Source organism: Meridianimaribacter sp. CL38 (genome assembly GCF_004328055.1).
Classification (GTDB): Bacteria; Bacteroidota; Bacteroidia; order Flavobacteriales; family Flavobacteriaceae; genus Gaetbulibacter_B; species Gaetbulibacter_B jejuensis.
This window is the reverse complement of sequence record NZ_QKWS01000005.1, coordinates 1-26,635: the sequence shown is the minus strand read 5'-3', so window position 1 is coordinate 26,635 and position 26,635 is coordinate 1. Positions and strand designations below refer to the sequence as shown.

Below are 26,635 nucleotides of genomic sequence, written 5' to 3'. Positions count from 1 at the left end.
AGCGTAGTGCCAATTGCACTACGCTTTAACAAATATTTATATGTTTTAATAATTTACTCTAAGGTTACAACGCCTAAATCAGTATTTGAGCCTACATTGACTTCAACATTTTCAATAGTCTGTATTGGCAATTCAGAACTTACATCAGGAGTTATTGTAACAGTATAGCTTCCTGAAGCTAATCCTACTAATTGGAAATAACCTGATTCATCTACAAAGGCAGATACAGTATCAACACCATTGGTTGCACTAACTTCTGTTTGGATTCCTATTGGTAAAACACTTCCGCTAATAATACCTGTTTCAGCTTCAACCGAAGCTCTAATAACAGGCTTTAGATTAATATTTCCTGAGTTTCCTGCAATTACCACAGACTCATCTACATCAAAATCTAAAAGAAAAGTATACTCATAATCTGGGAGCAGTGTTTCGTTTACTTGAATTTTTAAACCTGATTGTTGCGCTGAAGGTGTATTTAATGGTTGTGTTTCCCCATCAATTACAATTGTATTGTCATCGCCTAAAACCAAGCGTATTTGATTAAGTGTTCCTGAAGGCACTTCATAATCATCAGCTAAAAGCACATTAATTCCTCCTGTGAGTTCTAGTAAATCATAAACTCCTGTATTTATAGCTTCAACGCTTACCCATCCACTATCATCATCACTGTCGTCATTTACTTTAACCATAACGTCAACCACTTCAACAAATACATTGTCATAATCTCCAGGTGCATCCATTAATTTTACTGAAATCTTTGATGTTCCTTGTGGAGAACTTGTTGTATCATCATCACTACATGCTAAGAAACCTAGTGTTAAAACTGACATTAAAATTAATTTAGCTTGTCTCATAAAAATCATATTAATTGTTTTTTGGTTACATAAATATGTACGCACTAAATAGCATTTTAGATGTTTCCCCTTATGAAACCACGAATAAACAACTAATAATCAATTCATAATAAATATATAAACCAACAAAAGTTTAATAATAAATGTGTTTTAAGTATTTTTATCTGATAATTACAATAAACATTAAAATCTCTTGAACTATTCTAAAATTATTGCAGGTACGATGACCTGGGGAAATTGGGGAAAACAGTTTTCTAAAAAAGAAATGGTGGCCTTTATGCACCATTGCATAGAACAACAAATCACAACTTTTGATCATGCTGATATTTATGGAGGTTACACCAATGAATCTCAATTTGGTGATGCCTTTGCAGAAAGTGGCATTGATAGAGAACACATACAACTAATAAGTAAATGTGGCATGCAGTATATTACTGAAAACCGCAATAATAAAGTGAAGCATTATAACTACAGTAAAGATTACATTATCTGGTCTGCCGAAAACTCTTTAAAACATTTAAAAACCGATTACTTAGATGTATTACTATTACACAGACCGAGTCCTTTAATGCATCCTAATGAAATTGCTGAAGCTATTACAATCTTAAAAAAAGAAGGGAAGATAAAATCGTTTGGAGTTTCAAATTTTACACCTTCGCAAATGGAACTTCTTGGGTTACGAATAGATATAGATGTAAACCAAATTGAGTTTTCACTTACACAACACACAGCTATGCACGATGGCACATTAGATTATATGTTAACCAACGGTATAAAACCAATGTGTTGGTCTCCTCTAGGAACAGTTTTTAAAGATGAAACTAACCAAACCCAACGCATACACAAGCAACTAGAAGCATTAACCGATAAGTATAACGCCTCAAAAGACCAACTGCTTTTGGCTTGGATATTAAAGCATCCTGCTCAAATAAGACCTGTTGTTGGAACTACTAATAAAGAACGCATTGTTGCTGCCTCAAAGGCTGCTACTATTGATTTAGAGCTTGAAGATTGGTTTTTAATTTTAACCGCTTGCCAAGGCCATAAAGTACCTTAAAACAAAAAATATAATGAAGAAAAAAGCCTTTAAATTAATGCTTAGGTTATTAGTTTATTTTTCTATTTCAATAGTTATAGGCTTTTTTATGGTTAAACTTCCCTATCAGAAAAATATATACCTCTTTTGGTCTGTAATGTTTTTAATGGGATTAACCGCAGCAATCATTAGATTTTTTCCTGACAAAACAGAAAGTAAAATTGTTTCATTTTCGTGGCATATTTGTATCACTTGCATTTTTAGTTTTTGTATGTTTTTCATCATCGACACATATTATAAAACTGAAAACTCTAAGTACCTAATTCCACCAGAAAATAAAAAAAAGAGACTATGAAAAAAACAGCGTTAATCACTGGAGCCACAAGTGGTATTGGACGAGCAACAGCACACCTATTTGCTAAACATGGTATCAACTTGATACTTTGTGGTCGTAGGCAAGAACGTTTGGAGATTGTAAAAAAGGCTTTAGAAAAAGAAACCGATGTCGTGACTCTTAACTTTGATGTAAGACACAAAAACGAAACACTAGATGCTATTGCTTCGTTACCTGAAAATTTTAAAACCATTGATATATTAATCAATAATGCAGGAAATGCACATGGACTTGACCCAATACAAGATGGAAGTCTCGACGATTGGGACGCAATGATGGATATAAACGTAAAAGGTTTACTTTATGTTAGCAAAGCGATTATTCCACAAATGACTGAGCGAAAATCAGGTCATATTATAAACATTGGGTCATCAGCAGGAAAAGAAGTCTATCCAAAAGGCAATGTGTATTGTGCCAGCAAACATGCAGTGTTAGCGATTACTGAAGGTATGCGAATAGATTTAAACGAATTTGGAATAAAAGTAACTGCTATAAATCCTGGTTTGGTTGAAACAGAGTTTTCTAAAGTACGCTTTAAAGGAGGTGAGCAAGCAGACTCTGTTTACAAAGGTTACAAGGCACTACAGGCTGAAGATATTGCTGAAATAATTCATTTTGCAGTAACACGACCTACTCATGTAAATATTGCTGACCTACTTGTATTTCCTACTGCTCAAGCGAGCTCGACTATTGTAAAAAAAGAACATTAAACTATAATATAGATTCCTGCTTTCACAGGAAATTTAAATTATGATTAATAAACGCTTACTCATAAAAAACCTACTAGCTCATAACGATGAGAACAGTTTTTATGACAAAAAGCGAAAAGTTGATATTAGTCAAAAGGAAGGAAAAGCTAAATTTTTAAAACACATTTGCGCCTTATCTAATAGCAACCCTAAAAACAATTCTTATATAGTTATTGGTGTTGAAGATTCAGATAATGCTATTATTGGCGTTGATTTTTTTGACGATAGTAAAATTCAAAACCTCATCAACGCTTATCTTACAAACCCTCCTATTGTACAATACGAAAACATTCCATTTCCTCACTTACCTGACGACAAAGTTGTGGGTTTGGTAACCATTAGACCTAATGATAAAATTACTTCATTAAGAAAAAACATTTGGAAATATTATGGTGGCTCAGTCTTTTTTAGAGACGGTAGCATGAGCATGCCTAAAGTGTTTGATATTGAAATAAAAGATGTCAATTCAAAACTTGTTGAAGCCATTGAATCTCATGCGCAAAACAATATAGAACACACACTTGATGGCGTGTTTGATTTTATGACCAAACGTAAAGATTTTAACCCTCAATATAAGGTGTTTAAAGAATACTTTGTAGTGTGTTGGTCAGGGCAGAAAAAAGTAGTGAAAAATGAAATATTCTTTTCAAGAGTAGATATTAAATTGATAAACGAAGAAGTGCGCTTGTTTTATTCAACACTCGATGAAGTTTCTATTGAATACACTGAAAGTTCTTTTAAAATAATTGAATACGTTAGCCTTGGACTTCAAAATTCTTATAAGTATTATCCTCTAGAGGAAACCATAATTAGTTTTGAAAACAACGCAAACTACAACATTAATACACAGCTACTGTTTCAGCCTCCACAATACGACAAAAAAGTACTTCATCATATATACAACACCAACAATAAAATTCTTGAAAAACTAAAAAAAGGGCTTCTTTTAAATAAAAATGAAGAAGAAGATTTATTAAACTTACCAGCAACATACTTAATATGTTACCTCAACCTTTTTCATGAAGCTATTGATAAACTTGACGAAGCTAAACCATTTTTAAAAGCACATAAAAGCAACGTGTATTCACTTTATAAAGACACGATGAGAATTTTAAGAAAAGTGAAATACAGCTAGTTTTTTATTGAATTTACCGTTCATACATTTTTTTCTGCATCTCATAGTATTTTTTTACCTATATATTTAATTTTTATGATTTTAGCAGTGCTATTAATCAATTACAAATCAACCTTATTTCTCCCGATAAAAGTTCGGCATTGAAGTAAGGTTTTTGTTTTATATAAACTTTAGATTCATAAAGTTTTTGTTCAAAATTTTAGTGTCATCTACCATTAACCATTTGTTTAATACTGTAGCATAAATAGACCTAAAATCGATTTCAAATTTTATATCTCCATTGGCATCCAAGTTAGATAAGCTAGCCATATCATTGTAAAGTCCTTGTCGCTTTAGGTTTTCACCAACAATAAATACATTGTTTGCTGAACCATGATCTGTACCATGTCCTGCATTTTGTTTTACGCGTCGCCCAAATTCAGAAAACGTTAAAATAAGCGTGTCTTTAAAGGTGTTTTGCTGTTTCAAATCTTTTACAAAAGCCTCAATACTTTCTGCATAAATTTCTAACAATCTACTATGTGTGCCTTTTTGGTTTGCATGAGTATCAAAACTTCCTAAAGAGGAATAAAACACTTTAGTATCAATACCTGAATTAATAAATTTAGCCATTGTTTTTAGCTGCGCTCCAAATTGGTTATTAGGATATTCTTGAGTTGAACTAATCGTTTTTGTAGTTTCATAAATGTACTTTGCTGATGACTCTGCAGCTATCATACTTTTATACAAATAGCCCAAATTGTGTTCACTTAAGTGTTCATCATTATAGTGGTTAAGTACTCCTCTAAAATATGGGTCGTTTGCGGTTTTAAATAATGCTTCAGGGTTTTTAGTTGCAATACCATTATACTCTTCACCTTTTAAAGCCAATGAAAGACTGTCATCTATTTCAATAGCATTGTAAGGATGTTCGCCATAATTATCCAAAAAACGACCTATCCAACCACTCTGCTTATACTCTTCAGAGCCACTTGCGGTTTGCCAAATGTCAGTAGCTCTAAAATGTGACCGATTAGGGTTTGGGTACCCAACATTGTTTATTATAGACAAGTAACCTTGATCATACAATCGTTTTAAAGGACCCAAGCTAGAGTGTAATCCTATATCATCGTTCAACTTTAAAACATCGTCTTTTCCTAATGCTATTGTTGGTCTTGCGTTATGGTACAAATCATCTCTAAAAGGAACAACAGTATTTAATCCATCATTTCCTCCTGACAGTTGAATAATGACCAATCGTTTAAAGCCTAGTTTAGAACTTGCTACTGTTTCAAAGGCTTTTACAAAGCTTGGAACAAAAAACAAACTGCTTGCTAAGGTTGAGTTTTTTATAAATTTTCTTCTATCCATAACTTAACACATTTGATATTCTGGCAACGACATAAGTTGAATACATACATCTTGTTTTGAAGATTTGTTTAAATTATTAAGATAAGACAGCGTACCATTGTTTAAAGGTTGTTGAATAATATACTCTTTAAGGTTATTGACCTTTGTTTTGCTGAAATTAGACTCAAAAACCGACCATTTAGCATCTGTTTGAAAAGGTAGCTTGTTTTTATTTCTTTTTAATAAACGCTGTTTATAAGCATCAACAAAATCACCATCTTCTTTACTAGATATAAACGCATTATTCAATAAAACCGAAGCTAATCTTAGCCTAATCATAATTGTGTTACTGTCTATCCAACTTCTTCCACCTTTCCAGCCAGCAACATTAGGAGGAGAAAGTAATACTTGACCCAAAACACGTTGAATTTTTAAAGAATCGCGCTCATTTTTCAGCTTAAATGGTACAGTATTATTTATCCCAACAATTAATTCAACTGGTGATTTTATTTTTGAACCAATATGTTCTTCAGCATAAAACCAATCACTTGAAAAAACAAAACGCATTAACTTTTCAATGTTATAATTAGGATAAAATTGATTCACCATCTGTTCAATATGAACTGAATTTACTCTATCATTCACAAAATACTTGTACACCTTTTCACATATAAACTTAGCGCATTGTTTTTGTTCTAAAATAATGTCAATTATATCATCACCATCATACTTTCCTGCCTTACCAAAAAAGTATTTAAACCCTGTGTCATGCTGTCTTTGTCTAAGATTGAAATCACCTTCAAAGTCATGATTATATCCTGTAAATGCTTTTGCACTCTGCTTAATATCTTGCTCAGTGTAATGGCCTGTTCCTAAAGTAAAAAGTTCCATTAATTCTCTGGCAAAATTCTCGTTAGGGCTTTGTTTTCGGTTCTGTTTGGTATTAAGGTACTTTATCATTGCAGGCTCTTTGGATATGGCCTTCACAAAATCGCCAAAATTACCCAAAGCATGTTGTCTTAAAACATTGTTATATTGCTGAACAAATACTGCATTATCTTCTTTTACAACAAAATGATTTGCCCAAAACAAAGTCATTTTTTCTCGTAGCAACTCATTAGTATTAGTGAGTCTTTGCATCCAAGCACCATTAAATTCAAGTATTTTTTCTCGACTTATTTTATTGAAATCTATTCTAGTGGATTTACTCTTTTTAAGCCTATCAACAGAAAAGCTTTCGAGTTCAATTAAGTCGATTACTAAAGGAGTAGTCTTTGAAGATTGCCTAAAGAGCGTATCAACTACCTGTGTTTTGGTTTTACCAATAAGTTGCTCTATTTGCTTTGGTGTAATACCAAAACCCGCTCTCCAGTACAGGTGTAGAATGTGCTTTTGATTCATATATGTTTGACTTACAGAAACCTGAAACGTTTAAAACAATAACTCAAAAACAGTTCCAAAAATTTTAAAAACAACACTAAAAGTTTGTTAAAGCTTTCAATTTTTACTTAATAGATTAACAATATCACTGATTTTTAATCAATGAATTCTTTCAAACTAGTCTATGAAGGTAGATAACACATCTTTACTGCCTAATGCAAAAATTAAGCCTATTCCTATGCTATGATATTTGCCTTTTTCGAAGAATTGGTTCAGCTCAGTTGAAGTATTTATTTCCGTTTTGGTAGTTCTATAAGCATAGTCAATATAAATCATAAAGTGACTACTTAATTCATAATTGAAATAGACTCCAAAACTATTAAGGTTTCCTTTGTCTACTTGATACACATTACTTGTTTTGGAATAGTAATTTTTAAATCTTGAGTCTCCATAAAACGAAGCTAATGCTCCTAATCGCATTCTATCAGCTGGCAAAAACTCATACCCAATATATAGATAACTTTCATTTAATGTTGATTTTTTATAGTTGCCAACCAATTCAACATCTTTAACATCAAAATAACTTGCACCTGTGTAAAGACCTAAAAAAAATTGTTTATAAACATACATTTGAAATTTAAAATCAAAACCCGATTTACCTTGTAAACCATCTCCCATGAAATTATCTCCTGTTGTGTTTGGATTATGATAACCCATAGAAAAAAATCCAAAACGTTGTCTATTATTTTCATAAGAAATATTTGAACTCACGCTATCCTTTTCAGAACTTGACTGGGAAAAAGCACTGAACGCAAACAACACAAAAACAGCAACATAAAATGTCTTAATAGGAAAATATAAACTCATTATTACTATTGTTTTCAACTATGAATGTTTCAGTGCTTTCAGGAGCTTCATTAACTGAATAAATAAATACAACTTCTGTACCAATGGGAGCATAAAAATCTCCCTCTATATCAGGTGTACTGTCATTTAAAATACCATTTAAAAGCTGTTGCGTATTACATTGAGAATCTTCAATATTTAATACTCCTTCATCATATACTTCTGAGCAAAACTCACCAGTAAATCTAAATGAATACTGAATGTTATTTCCCTCTTCGCTAATTCTATTGATAGTATAGTTTACAGCAGTCAACTCTAATAGAATTCTATTTCCTAAATCAAAAGTCAAATTTGTAGGTTCATAATTAATTGTACTGGTTGTATAAACATATTTTGAATAGTTTGGACCTGCATCTATTTCAACCGAAAAGTCTTCATCTTTATCAAAAAGAGAAACTACAGAAAATTCACCATTTGAATCTGAAAAACCGCTTCCAAGTAAAAACTCTTGTTCTCCACCTAAAAAAGAAGTAACACGGCTTGTGTAGACATTTATTTGTGCATTTTGTATTGCTAAATCATATTGATCTTTTACACTCCCTTTAACTAAAATTCTGGTATTATCTTCAAACCGTGTTTCACAAGCTATAAGTAAAGTGAATAACAGAAATAATATAAAGCGTCTTAAAATTATCTTTAGTTGAGCCATAAAGTATTTATATACACAAAAGATGTATTTTGTAAGAAAAGGTTGCGTCAAAAAGTGTTAAAACTAAAAAAGCCACATCTTTCGATGTGGCTTTAATTTATTTAAAAAAACAGTTTATAAATCAAACTTAATACCTTGCGCTAATGGCAACTCAGTAGTATAGTTTATAGTGTTTGTTTGGCGACGCATATACACTTTCCAAGCATCACTACCAGACTCGCGTCCTCCTCCAGTTTCTTTTTCACCTCCAAAGGCTCCACCAATTTCAGCTCCTGACGTTCCTATATTTACATTAGCAATTCCACAATCGCTTCCTGCATGAGATAAGAAACGCTCTGCCTCGCGTAAGTTATTAGTCATAATCGCTGAAGACAATCCTTGAGCTACACCGTTTTGCATCTCAATAGCATTTTCTACATCACCAGAGTATTTTAATAAATATAACACTGGAGCAAAAGTTTCATGCTGTACAATTTTCATGTCGTTTCGGGCTTCAGCAATTGCTGGCTTTACATAGCAACCACTTTCATAACCTTCTCCTGAAAGTACACCGCCTTCAACAACAATATTTCCTCCTTCTTCAACAACTTGTGTTAATGCATTTTGGTACATTTTTACTGCATCAGTATCAATTAATGGTCCAACATGATTGTTTTCATCTAATGGATTACCAATTCGTAATTGCTTATAGGCATCTACTACAGCGTCTTTTACTTTATCGTATATTGAATCGTGAATAATTAAACGTCTTGTAGAAGTACAACGTTGTCCTGCAGTTCCTACAGCTCCAAACACTGCTCCTATAACAGTCATTTTAATATCAGCATCAGGTGTAACAATGATTGCATTGTTTCCTCCCAATTCCAGTAAGCTTTTGCCTAAACGCCCTGCAACTTCTTGAGCTACAATTTTACCCATTCTTGTTGATCCGGTTGCAGATACTAAAGGTACACGTGTATCTTTAGTCATCATTTCACCAACTCTATAATCTCCATTTATTAAACAAGAAATCCCTTCTGGTAAATTATTGGCTTTAAAAACTTCAGCTGCAATGTTTTGACAAGCTACTCCACAAATTGGAGCTTTCTCACTAGGTTTCCAAACACATACATCACCACAAATCCAAGCTAAAGCTGTATTCCATGACCAAACAGCTACAGGGAAATTAAATGCAGAAATAATCCCAACAACACCAAGCGGATGATATTGCTCATACATTCTATGTCCTGGTCTTTCAGAGTGCATCGTTAAACCATGAAGCTGACGAGATAACCCTACAGCAAAATCACAGATATCAATCATCTCCTGAACTTCACCTAAACCTTCTTGGTAAGATTTACCCATTTCATAAGACACCAATTTACCAAGAGCTTCTTTCTTTTCTCTTAATTTATCTCCAAACTGACGTACTATTTCTCCACGTTGTGGCGCAGGCATTACTCTCCAAGTTTTAAATGCTGAAGTAGCTGCTTGCATCACTCTTTCATAATCGTCTTTTGTTGTCGCCTTTACTTTGGCTATCAATTTTCCATCAACAGGAGAATAACTTTCAATAACATCTCCATTAGAGAAGTTATTTACACCTGTAGATGTACCTTCATTTATATCTTTAACTCCTAATTGTTGTAACGCTTCTTTTATTCCGAAATCGGTAGCGATTGCATCCATATTTGTCGTTTTTTTATGAATTATTAAATTTTTATGCGAAGATACTAATAAATTGTCGTTTTAACTTGAGAGTTCATTTTTAAAAAACGTAACTTTAAAACTTTAAGTTCAATTAAAATTTTAAGACTTATTTAACAGAAACCCAAAGACTAAAACTTAAAAATTGAGCGTAATTATTTTATAAGGAATTACCTACACTTCTTTTTATTAAGTTCAATTTTTTAAAACCATCAATCTATGCCATTAAGAAAATTTTTGGCTATCGTAGCTGTGCTTACGCTAGTCGCATCCTGCAAAAAGAAAGAAGTAGAAACCGACAACCTTTTTAAATTTAGAGACTATATAAGTTACACCTCTTCAGGATTAGTTTCGGTAGTTGATCCTATTCAAATTAATTTGGCAAACGATGTTGAGGGTTGGGAAATGGGACAAGAAATTACCGATAAGATCGTGTCTATCTCACCACATTCCGAGGGAAAACTAACAGTAGTGAACAAACACACACTAATTTTTACTCCAGATGAACCTCTAGAACCTGCAACAGAATACACAGTTGCAGTAAAGCTGAACAAGATTTACGATAACATTCCGAAAGGGTTTGAAGATTACACCTTTCAGTTTAAAACCATCACACCAAATTTCAGTATCGTTACCAACAACCTACAATCCTACAGCAAAAACTGGCAGTATTTAGAGTCTATTTTACGTTCGGCAGATGTGATTAATTTAGAAGATGCTAAAAATTTGGTTGAAGCATCTCAAGACGGAAAAAATCTGTCCATTGTTTTTAATGAAAACAACACGCGTTCAAAAGTTTTTGAATTTAGAATTGATAGCATCAACCGAAAAATTGAGGACAGCGAAATTCTCGTAAAATGGAATGGAAAAGCTATAAAAGCAGATAATTCTGGCGAAAACAAAGTGCTTATTCCCGGCATCAACAACTTCACCATTATTGATGTAGATGTCATTCAATCACCTGAACAATACCTTTCTATAAACTTTTCCGACCCATTAAAAAAACAGCAAAACTTTGACGGATTGGTCACTATTCAAAATGTAAAAAACCCAAAATATGTTGTTGATGGCAACGTGCTAAAAGTGTATCCAGACAGTAAACTGGTTGGTAATATTCTGGTTGATGTGTTTCAAGGCATTTCCAACGATGAAGGCTTTAAACTCAAAAAACCGTTTTCTGAAAGCATTGCTTTTGAAGAATTAAAACCACAAGTTCGATTAATCAGCAATGGTACCATTTTACCAAATTCACAGGAACTAAAATTCAACTTTGAAGCGGTAAATTTAAGTGCTGTTGATGTACGCATCATCAAGATTTTTGAAGATAATATTTTACAATTTCTACAGGATAACAACCTCAACAGTAACAACGAATACAACATTAAAAAAGTTGGTCGTCGCATTGCCAAACAAACCATTCAACTACAAACTGCTGCCGAAAACACTGGAAAATGGAAAGCCTACAGCATTGATTTATCCCATTATTTTAAGGCTGATGCTGGCGCAATGTATCGTGTGGAATTGAGTTTCAACAAAAATTATTCGTTGTACGATTGCTCTGCAAACACCTCTGTCACCAATGCAGAAGATGATGAATACGACGATTATTACTACGAAGAAGACTATTATTACGAAGGCGATTACAATGAGACTTTTACCGAAGATGAAGAATTAAAAGAAGAAGAATATTGGGATAACCTCACTTACCGATACCGAAATTACACTTACAATTGGCGTGAACGCGATAACCCTTGTCACGAAGCCTATTACAACGAAAACCGTATAGTATCTCAAAATCTGTTGGGTTCAAACTTGGGTGTCATTGCTAAAAAAAGCACCAACAATTCCTATTATTTTGCGGTAACTGATATTTTAACCACCAATCTGGAAGCCAATGCTTCAGTGAAAATTTACAACTTTCAGCAACAAGAAATCGCTTCTTTATTTACCGACAAAGATGGACTCGTAACTATTGATGCCGAAAAACACGCGTCATTTGCCATTGTCACCAAAGGCGCCAACAAAACCTATGTAAAATTGGCTGATGGCAATTCATTATCGTTAAGTAAATTTGATGTTTCCGGAAACAAATTGCAACGCGGACTTAAAGGCTATATTTATGGCGAACGTGGTGTGTGGCGACCTGGAGACACACTACATTTAACTTTTATGTTGAATGATGTTGCCAACAAACTCCCAAAAGGACATCCCGTAAAACTAGAAATCACAGACCCTAATGGCAAGTTGATCTACAAAAACATTACTGCGGACAACCTCAACAATTTTTACACGTTTACCGTGCCAACATCAACCGAAGACAAAACCGGAAAATACAACGCCAAAGTTTCAGTTGGTGGTGCAACATTTCATAAAGGATTAAAAATTGAAACCGTAAAACCAAACCGATTAAAACTTAAAGTCGATTTTGAAAACGACATTTTAACCAGCAACGAACCATTAAACGGAACTTTGGACGTAAAATGGCTTCACGGAGCTGCTGGAAAAAATCTGAAAGCTGAAGTGAAAGCGAAATTCAGCACGTCGTATTCAGGGTTTAAAAATTATACCGATTACGTTTTTAACGATCCAACGCGCGAGTTCAACACCGAAGAAATCAACGTGTTTGAAGGCAATGTAAATGCCGAAGGTTTAGCAAGCATCAACAAAAAATTGGAAGTCGGCAAAAATGCTCCAGGAATGCTGAACGTACAGTTTTTGGTTCGCGCTTTTGAAAATGGTGGCGATTTCTCAATGGATGCTTTTACCAAACAATATGCACCTTACGAGTCGTTTGTTGGATTAAAATCACCTAAAGGAAATGCCTACGGCTCATTTTTTACAGATGAAAACCAAACCTTTGATGTGGTTGCGGTCGATAAAGATGGTAATCCGATTAAACGCAATAATCTTGAAGTAAAAGTCTATAAAATTGAATGGCGTTGGTGGTGGAATTCCTCTTACGACAACCTATCGAGTTACGTGTCGAGCACCTACCACAGACCGTATTTAGACACAAAAGTCAATACCAATGCCAACGGAAAAGGCTCATTCAGCATAAAAATTCCAGATAACGAACGTGGTCGTTATCTCATTAGAGTGGTTGACCCAAAAAGTGGTCACGCCACAGGACGAACCGCTTATTTCTATAAAAACTGGTGGCAAAAAGCACCTTCAAACGATAAAGAAGCGGCTAAAATGTTAGTGTTTTCAGCCGATAAAGAACAGTACAATGTTGGCGAAACGGCAAAAATCACTTTTAATTCTGGTAACGAAGGACGTGCTTTGGTAAGTATAGAAAATGGCACCGAAGTTCTCGATTACAGATGGGTAAAAACCCAACAAGGCGAAACGGTTGTGGATGTTCCTATAACCAATATAATGGCGCCAAATGTGTTCGTAAATATTTCGTTGTTGCAGCCACACGCTATTTCGGCAAACGATTTACCAATTCGTTTGTATGGCGTCATTCCAATTATGGTGGAAGACCCAAATACCAAGTTGGAACCTCAACTAAAAATGCCAGATGTGTTAAAACCAGAACAAGAATTTAAAGTTTCGGTTTCAGAAAAAAACAACAAATCCATGACTTACACTATTGCGATGGTGGAAGAAGGTTTGCTCGATTTAACCCGTTTTAAAACTCCAAATGCTTGGGATGAATTTTACAAGCGTCAAGCTTTGGGCGTAAAAACTTGGGATATTTTCGACGATGTTATTGGCGCTTATTCTGGTAGTATCGACCAAGTATTTGCCATTGGTGGTGATGGCAGCGCATTGGCTGGAAAGAACAAAAAAGCCAACCGTTTTAAACCTGTGGTTACCTATTTAGGGCCTTTTACCTTAAAGGCTGGTGAAAACAACACGCACAGCATTAAACTGCCAAATTATATTGGTTCGGTTCGCACTATGGTGGTTGCTGGTGACAATACTAAAGAAGCTTACGGAAGTACCGACAAAACCGTACTAGTGAAAAAACCGTTGATGGTGTTGGCTTCGCTTCCGCGGAAATTAAGCCCTGGCGAAAAAGTAATGCTTCCTGTGACTGTTTTTGCGATGGAAAACAAAGTGAAAAACGTCAATATTAGCTTGAAATTAAGCGATGGCATTTCCATAGTTGGTGCGCAAACCCAAAACTTGAGTTTCACAAAACCTGATGAGCAAATGGCGTATTTTGAATTGGATGTGAGTAAAGTAAAAGGTATCAATACCGTTGAAGTAATTGCTTCCGGAAATGGCGAAAAATCAATTTACAAAGTAGAACTGGATGTGGTGAATCCGAATCCAATTACTTCAAAAGCTATCGACAAAACTTTAGAAGTTAAAGCTACAGGTTCATTGGATTTTTCAACCTTTGGTGTTGAAGGAACCAATAGTGCGACAGTAGAATTTTCAACCTTGCCTCCAATGGATTTCACACGCAGACTGCAATATCTAATTCAATATCCTCACGGTTGTTTGGAACAAACCACTTCGGCTGTATTTCCACAGTTATTCTTGAGTGACATTTTCGATTTAACCTATGATAAAAAGCAAAACATTCAATCCAACATTGAAAATGGTATTAAAAAATTAGCCCATTTTCAGCAGCCAAATGGCGGAATGAGTTATTGGATGGGAGAAAATACCGCTAACGATTGGAGCACCAGTTATGCAGGACATTTTATGTTGGAAGCTGAAAAGAAAGGTTTTGTATTGCCATTAACCTTCAAAAGCAATTGGTTAAGTTATCAAAAACAAGCTGCTCGCGATTGGAGACCGAGTTACAGAACCTACAATTCAGATTTGGCACAAGCCTACCGATTATACACTTTGGCGTTGGCTGGTGAACCCGATTTAGCAAGCATGAACCGTTTGCGTGAGTTTTCGGAAATTTCCAACGAAGCCAAATGGCGATTGGCAGCAGCCTACGCTTTGGCAGGACAAAAAGAAGCGAGTGAAAGCATTTCGCAACGTGCCAATATTAATTTTCAACCGCCTCGATACAACTATTACACCTACGGTTCGGTAGATAGAAATAGAGCCATGGCTTTAGAGACTATGGTCTTGACCAAAAATCCAAAACAGCGCGAATTGGCGCAATACATTGCCAAAGAACTATCTGGAAATCGCTGGATGAGTACCCAAACCACAGCTTACAGCTTGTTGGCTATGGCAAAAATGGTGGAAGCTAATGGCGGAAAAGCCTTGAACATAAACTACACCAACAATGGTAAAACCGAAACCATAAACACCAAAAGTGCCATTGCGCAACGCGAACTCAAGGTTATTGATGGTGCTAATTCACTTTCGTTTACCAATAACATTGATAATGTGGTGTATGTGCGTGTACTGAATTCAGGAAAATTACCTTTAGGTGAAGAAATTGCAGAACAACGCGGATTGAGTGTTTCGGTGCAATACAAAGATTTAAAAGGTAACAAAATAGATGTTTCCAAACTGCAACAAGGTCAGGATTTTGTAGCAACCGTTAGCGTAAGTAACCTTAAAAATGAAAGCGTTAACGATGTAGCGTTAACGCAAATTTTCCCTTCAGGTTGGGAAATCGTCAATACACGTTTCACCGATTTTGGAGATACGACTACAAGTCAAGCACGTTATACCGACATAAGAGATGACCGTGTGAATTTCTATTTCAATTTAAGTAAAAAAGGAAAACATGACACCAAAACCTTTAACGTGATGTTGAACGCTTCCTATTTAGGAACCTATTATTTACCAGGAATTCAAGCCGAAGCGATGTATGATAATGAGTATTTGGTGAGAACTAAAGGACAATGGATAACTGTTGAGAAGTAATTGTCATTCCGTACTTGATACGGAATCCAAATGAAATAGATTCTGCGTCGTAGCGCAGAATGACAAAATTAAACTCATAATATGAGAAAGGTAATTTGTTATTTAATTTTTGCATTTACAACTTCTCTTTTAGTCGGTTGTAAAACTGATAATGTTGATGGGATTGTTATAGGTGACACTTTATTTGTTCATCAAAGCTTTAGTAGAAACAAAAAAATGAAAAAGTTGATTCAACAATCCTTGAACAAGGATACTAATGCTTTAGTTAGTTTGAAAAATTTTCCTAATGGAGGTGCTGCTAGTAGTTATGATTTAGGCTATGTAATAACACAAATTATTTACAGACTAGGTGAGGAGGAATTTATAAGTTTAGTTAAAAGATTTCCTGAAAACGAACAAGATTTCGAAGGATTAATCGATGTAGGATTAGAATATGGCGATAATGATTATGATGGTAAAATGGATGATAAACGTTTTAAAGATGAATTCCCGAAGTTGTATAATTATATAAATCATTAATCTCGTTTTGAAAGCAAAAGAAATATTAAAACATACCAAACACAGGCCTTTTGAAGTTCCTTCGCGCTCTTGGAAATATTATCAGGAATGGAACAAAGCCATTTTTTTGCATTGGGAAGTTACTCTAGAGCAAATAACACCTTTTCTACCTAAAGGTTTATCGGTAGATACGATTAACGGAAAAACTTGGGTTAGTTTGGTGGCTTTTAATATGAATAATATTGGTGTAAGAAGTTTGCCTAAAGTCCCACATATATCAGATTTTCATGAAATAAACATACGGGTTTATATTACTTGCAATGGCAAACCCAGTGTTTACTTTTTAAGTATGGAAGGCGGTAAACGCTCCTCGTGCAAGGTTTTAAAAGCAATGTCTAAATTTCCGTATTATTATTCTAAAATGGAACGAACGGACTTTAGCTTTACTTCCATAAACAAGAATTACGACAATTCATTTTACACTGAATATCGTTTTGACAACAAACAGATTATAAAAGATGAAACCGATATTTGGCTAACCGAACGTTATGCGGTTTTTCAGGATTATAAAAACCATATTATTGAGTACGATGTGCATCACGTAGAATGGCCAATGGAATCTATTTCTATAAAAAAGTTAGAACTAGATTACACTAAATTCAATCACTTAATTAATAACAAACCTGATAGAATACACTACTCTAAAGGAGTTCAAGTTTTAACTTGGGACAAAAGAAAGCTCATATTATGAAGAAAGATTTTAAACCATATTATGCAGTCATTTTCACTTCAACTCAAAAAGAGCATATTGAAGGTTATGCAGAAATGGCAAACCAAATGGAAGCACTTGCCAAAACTCAAGACGGCTTTTTAGGTATGGATAGCGCAAGAAACGAAGTTGGAATTACAGTGAGCTATTGGGAAAGTCTGGAAGCTATAAAAAACTGGAAACAGCACACCGATCATCTAGTAGCGCAACAAAAAGGCAGACAAGATTGGTACAGTTGGTATAATGTGAAAATTTGTAAGGTAGAGCGTGAGTATAAGTTTGGAGAAATATAATCAAAGCTGTCATTCCGCACTTGATGCGGAATCCAAATAAAATAGATTCTGCGTCGCAGCGCAGAATGACAAAATCTAGCACTTAATTTGAAACGCCTCTTATCTTACATAAAAAACAACAAAATAAAGTCAGTAGTACTTTTTGTATTACTGATTGCCTATTATTTCTGTTTGCCAAAACAACTTTTCAAAGACCCAACTGCAACGGTTATCACTAGTAAAAACGACGAATTATTAGGTGCTCAAATTGCAAAAGACGGTCAATGGCGATTTCCGCATAACGATAGTATTCCAGAGAAATTCAAAACTTGTATTATTCAGTTTGAGGACGAATATTTCTACAAACACCCTGGTTTTAATCCAGTTTCCATTTTTAAGGCTTTACGCGAAAATCTAAAATCTGATGGTATAAAACGTGGCGGAAGCACCATTACGCAGCAAGTGATTCGATTATCCAGAAAAGGTAAAAACAGAACCTATTTTGAAAAAGCCATTGAAATTGTTCTGGCAACACGTTTAGAATTACGAACTTCCAAAGATAAAATTCTCTCTTACTATAGCAGCAATACACCTTTTGGAGGCAATGTCGTTGGTTTAGATGCTGCTTCGTGGCGTTATTTTAACAGAAATTCGAATGAACTTTCTTGGGCTGAAAGTGCCACTTTAGCTGTTTTACCTAATGCTCCTAGTTTAATTTACCCTGGGAAAAATCAGGAGCGCTTACTTAAAAAACGCAACCGTCTTTTAGCAAAATTGCTTCAAAACCAAATTATTGATTCGTTAACTTATAATTTATCCGTTGCCGAAAGTTTGCCACAAAAACCGTTTCCGTTGCCACAAATCGCACCTCATTTGTTGCAAAAAGTGACTCAAAATTATTCTGGTAAACACATAAAAACAACCATCAACACACCATTGCAGCAGCAGGTTAATCGTATTGTAAAAAGACATTACAATGAATTAAGTCAGAATGAAATTTACAATGCTGCAGTTTTGGTTCTAGATGTAAAAACCAGACAGGTTTTGGCTTATGTGGGCAACACGCCTACCGATAAATCCCACCAAAAAGATGTGGATATTATTGACAAACCAAGAAGTACAGGTAGTATTTTAAAACCGTTTTTATATGCTGCAATGCTTGATGCTGGCGATATTTTACCCAACACTTTAGTGGCAGATGTACCGACACAATTTGGCAGTTACAATCCCGAGAATTACAACAAAACTTATGATGGTGCCATACCAGCAAGTAGAGCTTTGTCTCGTTCGCTGAATGTACCTTCTGTTAGGATGCTTCAGGAGTTTGGGTTGGATCGATTTCATCATTACCTAAAAACACTTCAGCTTAAAGATTTAAAATACAACGCTAATCATTACGGTTTATCGCTTATTCTTGGTGGTGCCGAAAGCAACCTTTGGGATTTGTGCAAAAGCTACGCAGCATTGTCTTCGACCTTAAATCATTTTTCTGAAACGTCGAGCGAATATTATTCCAACGAATTTTGTGAACCTACATTTTTAGCTTCGGAAACGATTGACTTCGGAAAAAAAACCAACGAAAAAACACTGTTTGATGCAGGCTCCATTTATCTCACTTACGAAAGTTTAAAAGAAGTAAACCGACCAGAAGGTGATGAAAACTGGGAGTTTTTTGATGGTTCTAAACAAATTGCTTGGAAAACAGGCACCAGTTTTGGCTTTCGTGACGCTTGGGCTATTGGCACTACAACAGATTACGTGGTTGGTGTTTGGGTTGGAAATGCCGATGGAGAAGGCAGACCAGGTTTGGTTGGAGTACAAGCTGCAGCTCCTATTTTATTTGATGTGTTTGATGTGTTACCCAACAGCCCATGGTTTGCAAAACCTTTTGATGAAATGCAAGAGGTTACTATCTGTAAAAAAAGTGGTCATAGAGCATCGCCAAATTGTGATGATACCGAAAATAAATTCATTCAAATTAGCGGATTGAAAACCAAACCTTGTCCATATCATGTGTTGGTGCATTTGGATAAAAGCGAAACCTTTCAAGTGAATTCTTCCTGCGAAAGCACAAGCAATATTATACATAAATCGTGGTTTGTGCTGCCACCTTTGATGGGGTATTATTACAAAACCAAAAACCCGTTTTACAAGCCTTTGCCCAAATTTAGAAGTGATTGTTTGGGTGAAAACAGTATTTCAATGGCATTTATTTATCCGAAGGAAAACAACAGTATTTTTCTGCCAAAAGATTTTGACGGTTCAACCAACGATTTAGTGCTCCAAATCGCCCATTCAAAACCTGAAACTACTGTGTTTTGGTATGTTGATGATATTTATATGGGAAGCACGAAAGACATCCACGAACTCGCCATTATCCCTAAACAAGGTAAGCACTTAATTACTGTGGTAGATGAATTTGGTAATGAAGCGAAGCGACATTTTACAATTTCAGAATAAGCTTATGCTTATTGATGCCATAAAATCGCTATTTTTGTTTTACAAACATTTTATATACTAACTATGTACGATACTATTAAATTTTTACATTCCTATTGGGCTTACTTGGTGCTTTTGGTTTTAATCATTGCTACTGTTAATGCTCTTGTTAAGTTTTTTGGCAACAAAGAATTTCAAGCCTTTGATTTTAGAGTTTCATTATTCACTCTTATTACTTCTCATATACAGCTCTTATTAGGGTTAATATTCTTTTTTGTATCTGATTATATGGCTTTGATTAGTGATATGGGAATGAATAGTATCATGGGAAATGATGATTTACGTTCTAAAATTATTGAGCATCCTTTTGCGATGATTATTGCTGTTGTACTTATTACAATTGGCTATTCCAAACATAAAAAGAAATTAACTTCTAAACCTAAGTTTAAACTTTTGGCTATATTTTATACTATTGCGTTAGCATTTGTATTGTATATGATACCATGGAAAATTTGGTTGGGTATAGCTTAAATAAAAAAAGCGCAAATAAATATTTGCGCTTTTTTTATTTGAAGAAAATTCTTCTTATTCTTTTACTTCTTTAATGACATAAACATATACTGGAAAGTGGTCACTAAAGCCATCGGTAAATCCACCATCTGCAAAACTTCTTAATGGATATCCTTTATAACGTCCATACTTATTTGTTAAGTAGTTTTTGTTAAAAATACCTGCTTTGTACATTCTAAATGAATCGTAATCTTTTTCAATTAAAGGTTTAGTAACCAAAATTTGGTCAAATAAACTCCATGCATCTCTATATGCTGTTGTTCCTAAGCCATCTTTCTTGAAAAAATCTTCATAAGGGTTATAAATTCCTTTAAGTTTTACTTTGTCTTTACTGTTTTCAGCCTTTAAAACCTTTTTTACACTTTCATTGGTAGGATCGTCATTTAAATCGCCCATAATGAATATTTTAGCATAAGGATCGATAGACTGGAGCGAATCTACAATACGCTTACTAAGTTTAGCTGCTGCAACACGCTTTGGTCTACTACGTGCTTCACCACCACTACGAGAAGGCCAGTGATTAACCACAACATGTACTAACTCACCATCTAATTCTCCGCTCACTAAAAGTTGATCTCTAGTATACACACGTTTTCTACTAATATCATCATAGAGTTTCAACTCGTGAGAACTTGTACTTATTGGTCTGAATAACTTTTTTTGATACAATAAAGCGACGTCAATTCCTCTAGCATCTGGTGAATGGTAATGAATAATACCATAATCTTTATCTAATAATTGAGGATCGTTAACAACATCTTCAAGTACATCTCTGTTTTCAATTTCAGAAACACCAATAATAGCTGGAGCGTTTCCTGTAACATCTGCACCAATTTCAGAAATTACTCTCGCCATATTTTTAACCTTTTTCTCATAAACCTCTTGTCTGTTAGCGCTCATTTCCATAATTGGACTCGCCTCGTCAAACTTTAATGGGTCATTAATGGTGTCGAATAAATTTTCTAAATTGTAAAAAGCAACTGTGTGAATTTTAAATTTCTTTTTCTCTTGCGCATTAGCGGTAAAAAAAGATGCTACAAGTAGTAATGCAGCACAAATTTTCAAGTATTTCATTTATAGCTATGTTATGTTATCATTAATATGAGTACAAAACTCAGGCCAAAAGTATATATTTATTATAAATAATGTAAATTTGCACGCCTTAAATAATAATTATTTAATGTAGACAAGACAATTAACTTAAAATTTAGTATGAAAAAAAGTTTATTAATTTTTCTATTTGGAATTTTTTCATCTCTTACAATGTATGCTCAAAGCACAATTGTAAAAGGTAGTGTTAAAGATGCAGTAACATCTGAACCAATTCCTGGTGTAACGATTACAATAGAAGAAACACAACAAACAACTACTACAGATGCTCTTGGTGAGTTTACATTTTCTTCAAACGTGCCACTAGGTGAGCAAGTTTTAAGAATTTCAAAAAATGGATATACTACTAAAAGATATCCTATTGTAGTAAATGAAGGAAGAACAGTGAATATTACAGACATGACATTAGATATTGATGTCTCTGACTCTGTTGATTTATTTACTATCACTCTTTCTGACGATGAGTTAAACGATGATACCAGTGCTGCTGATAACATTTCTGGTCTTTTACAATCATCGCAAGACATCTTTCAGCGTACTGCTGCATTTGAATTTAGTTCTTCTTTCTTTAGAGTAAGAGGTTTAGATTCTGAAAACGGTTCCATATTACTTAATGGAATTGAAATGAACAAAGTTTTTGACGGAAGACCACAATGGAGTAATTGGGGTGGACTTAATGACGTGTTACGTAACCAAGAATTAACTACTGGTTTAACACCTTCTGCTTACAACTTTGGTGGTGTTTTAGGAACTACAAATATTAATTTAAGAGCTTCTAGCTACAGAAAAGGTGCTCGTATTACATATTCATCTTCAAATAGAAGTTACACTAACCGTTTAATGGCTAGTTATGCTTCTGGTTTAGTAAAAGGTGGTTGGGCTTACACTTTTATGGTAGGAAGACGTTGGGGAAATGAAGGTTTCCAAGATGCAACACTATATGATGCTAATTCATTTTTTGCTTCTATAGAGAAAAAAATAAATGACAAGCACAGCATAAACTTTACTTCAATTTATGCGCCTAACAGAAGAGGAAAATCTTCTCCTAACACACAAGAAATTTATGACTTAAAAGGAATTAAGTATAATGAATATTGGGGTTATTTAGATGGTGAAAAGCGTAACTCTCGTGTAAAAGAAGTTGAAGAACCAATTTTAATGTTAAACCACTATTGGGATATTAGCAGCAAAACATCTTTAAACACAAATGTTGCTTACCAATTTGGTAAATTAGGAAATAGTAGATTAGATTTCTCAGGTGGAGCTAACCCAAGTCCTGCTTATTACCAAAAACTACCAAGTTACTTTTTAGCAGATAATGATGGTCCTGATTATGCAGGTGCTTATACAGCTGAACAAGAATTTATTAACGATGGTCAGTTAGACTGGAACAGAATTATAGACGCCAACCTTACCAATAATATTAATGGTGATAATGCTGCTTATGTTTTATATGAAGACAGAAGTGACGATAAACAAATTACAGCTAATACTATTTTAAGCTCTGAGCTTTCTCAAAATATATTATTAAATGCTTCTGTTAATTACAGAAAATTAAAATCAGAAAATTTTGGTGAAATCATTGATGTTTTAGGTTCTACTGTTGGAGCTTTAAACGTAGATGCTTTTGATGGTTATCAATTTGATGCTCAAAACCCTGACCGTAGTGTAGGTGAAGGAGACAAGTTTAGATATAACTATAACTTACATGCCGATATCGTTTCAGGTTATGCTCAAGCGCAATTCAAATACAACAAAGTTGATTTTTATGTTGCTGGTAGTTTAACAAGCACACAATATCAAAGAGAAGGTCTTTGGGAACACAGTAGATTTGCTGGAGACGGTTCATACGGTAAAGGTGAAAAACTATCATTTACTGGTTTTGGTGCTAAAGGTGGATTTACTTATAAAATTACAGGTAAACACTTATTTGATGTTAACGCTGGTTACATTACAAGAGCACCTTCTTTAAGAAACACGTACTCTAACTCAAGAGAAAACCACAATATCGTAAGAGGTATTGAAGAAGAAAAAGTAACCTCAGTTGATGCAAGCTATATTTTTAGATCTCCAATTGTAAAAGCTAGACTTACAGGTTTCTATTCAAAAATAGAAGATGCTAACGAAGTATCTTTTTACTATGCTGATGGTTTAAGTGGTTTTGATATTCAGGATAACGAAACTTCTGCTTTTGTTCAAGAAGTATTACAAGGTATAGATAAAAGACATATAGGAGCAGAGTTTGGTATTGAAGCGCAAGTAACACCTACAATTAAGTTAAAAGGTGCTGCTTCAGTAGGACAATACACATACGATAACAATCCTAATTTATACTTAACATCAGCTAGTTTCACTTCAGAAGATGGTTCAATCTCTTACGGAGAAGCTAACTTAAAAGATTATAAAATTGCTGGAGGACCACAACGTGCTGCTTCAATTGGTTTTGAATATCGTGATCCAGACTACTGGTGGTTTGGTGCAACAGCAAACTTTTTCTCAAACGCATACTTAGATATTAATCCATTAACAAGAACTGAAAATTTCTATTTAGATGCTGATGGATTACCATTTAATGACTATGATGAAGCTATTGCTACTGAGTTATTAAAACAAGAAGAATTTGACGATTATATGGTAGTTAACCTTATAGGAGGAAAATCTTGGAAAATTGACGATTACTACATTGGTTTCTTTGCAAGTGTAGGTAACCTATTAGACAAAGAGTACAAAACTGGAGGTTTTGAACAAGGTAGAAACGCGAATTATAGAGAGCTTAGAGACGACACTGCAAACCCAAAAAGAGTGTTTGGACCAAAATATTGGTACGGTCGTGGTACTAACTACTTTGTAAATGTGTATTTTAGATTCTAGAAAAAGAAAAATTAAATAAAATTAATTAACAAATTATGAAAACAAACAAATTATTAACGTACGCATTAAGCTTAATGGTATTATTTACTATTACTTCATGTGTAGAAGATGACGACTTTACTATTCCTAGTAATTTAGGAACTGAAGAAAACTTAGGTCTTCAACGTATTTTAGATTCTGTAGCTATGTCAGACAATTGGTCAATGATGAGTATTGCAGATGTAAAAAACTTATATAATGGCGCACCTACTGCAATAGAATCTAACATTGTTGTAAAAGGTTATGTATCTTCTTCAGATTTAACAGGAAATTTCTATAAAGAGTTTTACATGCAAGATGCACCTGAAAACCCTACAGCAGCAATAGGTATACTTTTAAATCAAGTTGATTCATACAATCAATTTAATAAGGGTAGAGAAGTTTATGTTTCTTTAAATGGATTATACATTGGAGAAAACTCTAACGAACTTTTAAGTATTGGATTAGAAGATGGTGATGAAGTAACTGAAATAACAGCTGCGATGGTACCTGACTATGTTTTTAGATCTGATGTTACTGAAACCATTGTTCCTTTAGTTGTAGATCCTTCAGACATTAACTCTTCACACTTAGGAATGTTTGTGTCTTTAGAAAACATGCAGTTTTTAAGTGATTTAGAAGGTAGACCATTTGTTGATCCTTATGATGATTTTGATACACAAAGAGCAATGTCTAGTTGTGAATCAGGTTATGAATTTGATGTATTTACTAGCTCATTTGCAAGTTTTTCTGACTTACCTGTTCCAACTGAATTCAGAGGAACTATTTCAGGAGTTGTTTACCAAACTTACGGAGGAGATGAAATAGTATTAAGCCTTAATGACACTAGTGATATTGACTTTAACGATCAACGTTGCGATCCTGTTTTTGAAGAAGGATTTGGTTCGGCAATCGATAATACTGAACTTAATATTGATGGTTGGATTAACTATGCTGAAGCTGGTAGTGTAGTTTGGACTGAGCAAGTATATTCTGGAAACGGTTATGCTGAGCTTAATCCTTATAACTCTGGAGACTCTTCTAATATTGCTTGGTTAATCACTCCAGGAATTGATATGGATGCTCAAACAGGTGAAACATTTACTTTTGCAACTGAGCATGCTTATCCTGATGCAGGTCATGACCCTTTAGAAGTATTAATCTCAACTGATTTTGATGGTACTGAAGATGGAGTAACAACTGCAACTTGGACAACTTTAACAGTAGACAAAAGTTATATTGTAGATTTTGATACATGGTTTACTTGGGTAAGCTCTGGTTCTGTAGATCTTTCTTCTTATACAGGAACAGCTTATATAGCGTTTAGATATACAGGAAGTGATACATCAAACCAAAACATGACATTACATGTTGATAATGTAAAAATATCTGTAGATTAATTAAGCTAGATAACTTATTAAAAACCTGCTAAAATTATTTAGCAGGTTTTTTTATATTTAATAAATGACAACCTTTGATACTTTATTCTTTTCCTTTTTTAATCAAATTAAAAAAAGGTATAAACAGCGTTCAAACACAATTAGTGTTGCCTACATTTCTTTAGTACAATGTTCATTAGTCTTGCTTTTAGGTATTTTCTTTTCTGAATTCTTAGTCCAAATGAAAGTAAATACTATGTCATCCTCTAAAGCTTGGACACTTTTTATCTTAGTCTCAGTAGCACTTTATTTTAGAAATTGGATGAACTATAGTGGCAAAAAACGAAAAATTCTTAATACTAAAACAAAGAGTAACAATCCTCAATATAGTATTGTCTCTTTAATACTTTTACCAATTGTAACCATAGCTATTGCCATACTATTTCTGGTAAAAATCTCATAAAAAAAGCTCTATCTTTTATGATAGAGCTTTTTTATATTCTTTATTTAAAAGCAATATTACATAGGTCCACCACTAACGATGATGAAGTCTGACCTTCTGTTCATCTGGTGTTGTTCCTCTGTACATCCTGATCCACAGTCTTCCTTAGGCTCACTCTCTCCTTTGCCTGATCCTGTTATTCTTGATCTGTCTATCCCCTTGGATACTACATAGGATACTGTTGTCTTTGCTCTCCTGTCCGATAAGGCCATGTTGTATGATGCTGATCCTCTACTGTCTGTATGTGACGATACTGAGATAACCATCTCTGGATACTTTTGCATCACCTGTAC

20 protein-coding genes are annotated in these 26,635 nt (G+C 34.2%); 12 read left to right on the top strand and 8 right to left on the bottom strand.

The features are described 5' to 3' along the window. Positions 1-53 precede the first annotated feature (53 nt). The gene (locus DMZ43_RS12280) at positions 54-830 is read right to left on the bottom strand and encodes a DUF4382 domain-containing protein (protein WP_129760992.1); all 777 of its coding nucleotides are present in this window, start codon (positions 828-830) and stop codon (positions 54-56) included. A gap of 217 nt (positions 831-1,047) precedes the next feature. Here DMZ43_RS12280 and DMZ43_RS12275 point away from each other — a divergent pair, with 217 nt between their 5' ends. From DMZ43_RS12275 to DMZ43_RS12265, 3 genes are all read left to right on the top strand, one after another. Further along, positions 1,048-1,911, top strand: a complete 864-nt coding sequence (locus DMZ43_RS12275) for an aldo/keto reductase family oxidoreductase (RefSeq protein ID WP_131508650.1) — start codon at positions 1,048-1,050, stop codon at positions 1,909-1,911. Between the two features lie 330 nt (positions 1,912-2,241). After that, complete coding sequence (locus tag DMZ43_RS12270) at positions 2,242-2,994, top strand: SDR family NAD(P)-dependent oxidoreductase (RefSeq protein WP_131508648.1); 753 nt, start codon at positions 2,242-2,244, stop codon at positions 2,992-2,994. A gap of 40 nt (positions 2,995-3,034) precedes the next feature. After that, on the top strand, positions 3,035-4,168 hold the full coding sequence (locus tag DMZ43_RS12265; protein ID WP_131508646.1) for an ATP-binding protein: 1,134 nt from the start codon (positions 3,035-3,037) through the stop codon (positions 4,166-4,168). Positions 4,169-4,327: 159 nt separating this feature from the next. Here DMZ43_RS12265 and DMZ43_RS12260 read toward each other — a convergent pair whose 3' ends face one another. The 5 genes from DMZ43_RS12260 to DMZ43_RS12240 all read right to left on the bottom strand — a co-directional run bounded on the left by DMZ43_RS12260 (position 4,328) and on the right by DMZ43_RS12240 (position 10,100). Next, on the bottom strand, positions 4,328-5,518 hold the full coding sequence (locus tag DMZ43_RS12260) for a DUF1501 domain-containing protein (RefSeq protein WP_131508644.1): 1,191 nt from the start codon (positions 5,516-5,518) through the stop codon (positions 4,328-4,330). A gap of 3 nt (positions 5,519-5,521) precedes the next feature. Continuing rightward, complete coding sequence (locus DMZ43_RS12255) at positions 5,522-6,898, bottom strand: DUF1800 family protein (RefSeq protein ID WP_131508642.1); 1,377 nt, start codon at positions 6,896-6,898, stop codon at positions 5,522-5,524. 156 nt (positions 6,899-7,054) lie between these two features. Continuing rightward, complete coding sequence (locus tag DMZ43_RS12250) at positions 7,055-7,744, bottom strand: hypothetical protein (RefSeq protein ID WP_131508640.1); 690 nt, start codon at positions 7,742-7,744, stop codon at positions 7,055-7,057. Next, on the bottom strand, positions 7,722-8,432 hold the full coding sequence (locus DMZ43_RS12245) for a hypothetical protein (RefSeq protein ID WP_131508638.1): 711 nt from the start codon (positions 8,430-8,432) through the stop codon (positions 7,722-7,724). Before DMZ43_RS12245 ends, DMZ43_RS12250 begins: the two co-directional genes overlap by 23 nt. A gap of 114 nt (positions 8,433-8,546) precedes the next feature. Next, positions 8,547-10,100: an aldehyde dehydrogenase family protein gene (locus DMZ43_RS12240; protein ID WP_131508636.1), complete on the bottom strand. Its 1,554-nt coding sequence runs from the start codon at positions 10,098-10,100 to the stop codon at positions 8,547-8,549. A gap of 237 nt (positions 10,101-10,337) precedes the next feature. On the opposite strand from DMZ43_RS12240, the gene DMZ43_RS12235 reads away from it, so the two are divergent. From DMZ43_RS12235 to DMZ43_RS12210, 6 genes are all read left to right on the top strand, one after another. Further along, entirely contained in the window at positions 10,338-15,914 is a 5,577-nt protein-coding gene (locus tag DMZ43_RS12235; protein ID WP_131508634.1) for an alpha-2-macroglobulin, read from the top strand. A gap of 81 nt (positions 15,915-15,995) precedes the next feature. After that, positions 15,996-16,433, top strand: a complete 438-nt coding sequence (locus tag DMZ43_RS12230) for a hypothetical protein (protein ID WP_131508632.1) — start codon at positions 15,996-15,998, stop codon at positions 16,431-16,433. 7 nt (positions 16,434-16,440) lie between these two features. Then, positions 16,441-17,163, top strand: coding sequence for a YqjF family protein (locus tag DMZ43_RS12225; RefSeq protein ID WP_161566754.1), 723 nt, complete (start codon positions 16,441-16,443; stop codon positions 17,161-17,163). Continuing rightward, the gene (locus tag DMZ43_RS12220; protein ID WP_131508628.1) at positions 17,160-17,474 is read left to right on the top strand and encodes an antibiotic biosynthesis monooxygenase; all 315 of its coding nucleotides are present in this window, start codon (positions 17,160-17,162) and stop codon (positions 17,472-17,474) included. The genes DMZ43_RS12225 and DMZ43_RS12220 overlap by 4 nt, the downstream gene beginning before the upstream one ends. Before the next feature lie 87 nt (positions 17,475-17,561). Continuing rightward, positions 17,562-19,913: a penicillin-binding protein 1C gene (gene pbpC, locus DMZ43_RS12215; protein ID WP_131508626.1), complete on the top strand. Its 2,352-nt coding sequence runs from the start codon at positions 17,562-17,564 to the stop codon at positions 19,911-19,913. A 63-nt stretch (positions 19,914-19,976) separates the two neighbouring features. Beyond that, a complete protein-coding gene (locus tag DMZ43_RS12210) occupies positions 19,977-20,423 on the top strand; it encodes a hypothetical protein (protein ID WP_131508624.1) in 447 nt (148 codons plus the stop codon). 54 nt (positions 20,424-20,477) lie between these two features. Here DMZ43_RS12210 and DMZ43_RS12205 read toward each other — a convergent pair whose 3' ends face one another. Beyond that, positions 20,478-21,536, bottom strand: coding sequence for an endonuclease/exonuclease/phosphatase family protein (locus DMZ43_RS12205; protein WP_131508622.1), 1,059 nt, complete (start codon positions 21,534-21,536; stop codon positions 20,478-20,480). A 138-nt stretch (positions 21,537-21,674) separates the two neighbouring features. Here DMZ43_RS12205 and DMZ43_RS12200 point away from each other — a divergent pair, with 138 nt between their 5' ends. From DMZ43_RS12200 to DMZ43_RS15070, 3 genes are all read left to right on the top strand, one after another. Beyond that, the gene (locus tag DMZ43_RS12200) at positions 21,675-24,443 is read left to right on the top strand and encodes a carboxypeptidase regulatory-like domain-containing protein (protein ID WP_129760808.1); all 2,769 of its coding nucleotides are present in this window, start codon (positions 21,675-21,677) and stop codon (positions 24,441-24,443) included. A gap of 35 nt (positions 24,444-24,478) precedes the next feature. Beyond that, entirely contained in the window at positions 24,479-25,861 is a 1,383-nt protein-coding gene (locus tag DMZ43_RS12195; RefSeq protein ID WP_129760807.1) for a DUF5689 domain-containing protein, read from the top strand. A gap of 220 nt (positions 25,862-26,081) precedes the next feature. Continuing rightward, on the top strand, positions 26,082-26,303 hold the full coding sequence (locus DMZ43_RS15070; RefSeq protein ID WP_238155818.1) for a hypothetical protein: 222 nt from the start codon (positions 26,082-26,084) through the stop codon (positions 26,301-26,303). 56 nt (positions 26,304-26,359) lie between these two features. Here DMZ43_RS15070 and DMZ43_RS12185 read toward each other — a convergent pair. After that, positions 26,360-26,635 (bottom strand): OmpA family protein (locus tag DMZ43_RS12185; RefSeq protein WP_131508618.1); only part of this gene is annotated, 276 nt, incomplete at its 5' end.

Excerpts from the sequence above, each read along its gene's own strand:
- DMZ43_RS12270 (WP_131508648.1), top strand. The coding sequence starts at position 2,242 with ATGAAAAAAACAGCGTTAATCACTGGAGCCACAAGTGGTATTGGACGA.
- DMZ43_RS12280 (WP_129760992.1), bottom strand. The coding sequence starts at position 830 with ATGTCAGTTTTAACACTAGGTTTCTTAGCATGTAGTGATGATGATACA.
- DMZ43_RS12250 (WP_131508640.1), bottom strand. The coding sequence starts at position 7,744 with ATGAGTTTATATTTTCCTATTAAGACATTTTATGTTGCTGTTTTTGTG.
- DMZ43_RS12195 (WP_129760807.1), top strand. The coding sequence starts at position 24,479 with ATGAAAACAAACAAATTATTAACGTACGCATTAAGCTTAATGGTATTA.
- DMZ43_RS12210 (WP_131508624.1), top strand. The coding sequence starts at position 19,977 with ATGTACGATACTATTAAATTTTTACATTCCTATTGGGCTTACTTGGTG.
- DMZ43_RS12245 (WP_131508638.1), bottom strand. The coding sequence starts at position 8,432 with ATGGCTCAACTAAAGATAATTTTAAGACGCTTTATATTATTTCTGTTA.
- DMZ43_RS12230 (WP_131508632.1), top strand. The coding sequence starts at position 15,996 with ATGAGAAAGGTAATTTGTTATTTAATTTTTGCATTTACAACTTCTCTT.
- DMZ43_RS15070 (WP_238155818.1), top strand. The coding sequence starts at position 26,082 with ATGAAAGTAAATACTATGTCATCCTCTAAAGCTTGGACACTTTTTATC.
- DMZ43_RS12205 (WP_131508622.1), bottom strand. The coding sequence starts at position 21,536 with ATGAAATACTTGAAAATTTGTGCTGCATTACTACTTGTAGCATCTTTT.
- DMZ43_RS12235 (WP_131508634.1), top strand. The coding sequence starts at position 10,338 with ATGCCATTAAGAAAATTTTTGGCTATCGTAGCTGTGCTTACGCTAGTC.
- DMZ43_RS12220 (WP_131508628.1), top strand. The coding sequence starts at position 17,160 with ATGAAGAAAGATTTTAAACCATATTATGCAGTCATTTTCACTTCAACT.
- DMZ43_RS12200 (WP_129760808.1), top strand. The coding sequence starts at position 21,675 with ATGAAAAAAAGTTTATTAATTTTTCTATTTGGAATTTTTTCATCTCTT.
- DMZ43_RS12240 (WP_131508636.1), bottom strand. The coding sequence starts at position 10,100 with ATGGATGCAATCGCTACCGATTTCGGAATAAAAGAAGCGTTACAACAA.
- DMZ43_RS12265 (WP_131508646.1), top strand. The coding sequence starts at position 3,035 with ATGATTAATAAACGCTTACTCATAAAAAACCTACTAGCTCATAACGAT.
- DMZ43_RS12260 (WP_131508644.1), bottom strand. The coding sequence starts at position 5,518 with ATGGATAGAAGAAAATTTATAAAAAACTCAACCTTAGCAAGCAGTTTG.
- DMZ43_RS12255 (WP_131508642.1), bottom strand. The coding sequence starts at position 6,898 with ATGAATCAAAAGCACATTCTACACCTGTACTGGAGAGCGGGTTTTGGT.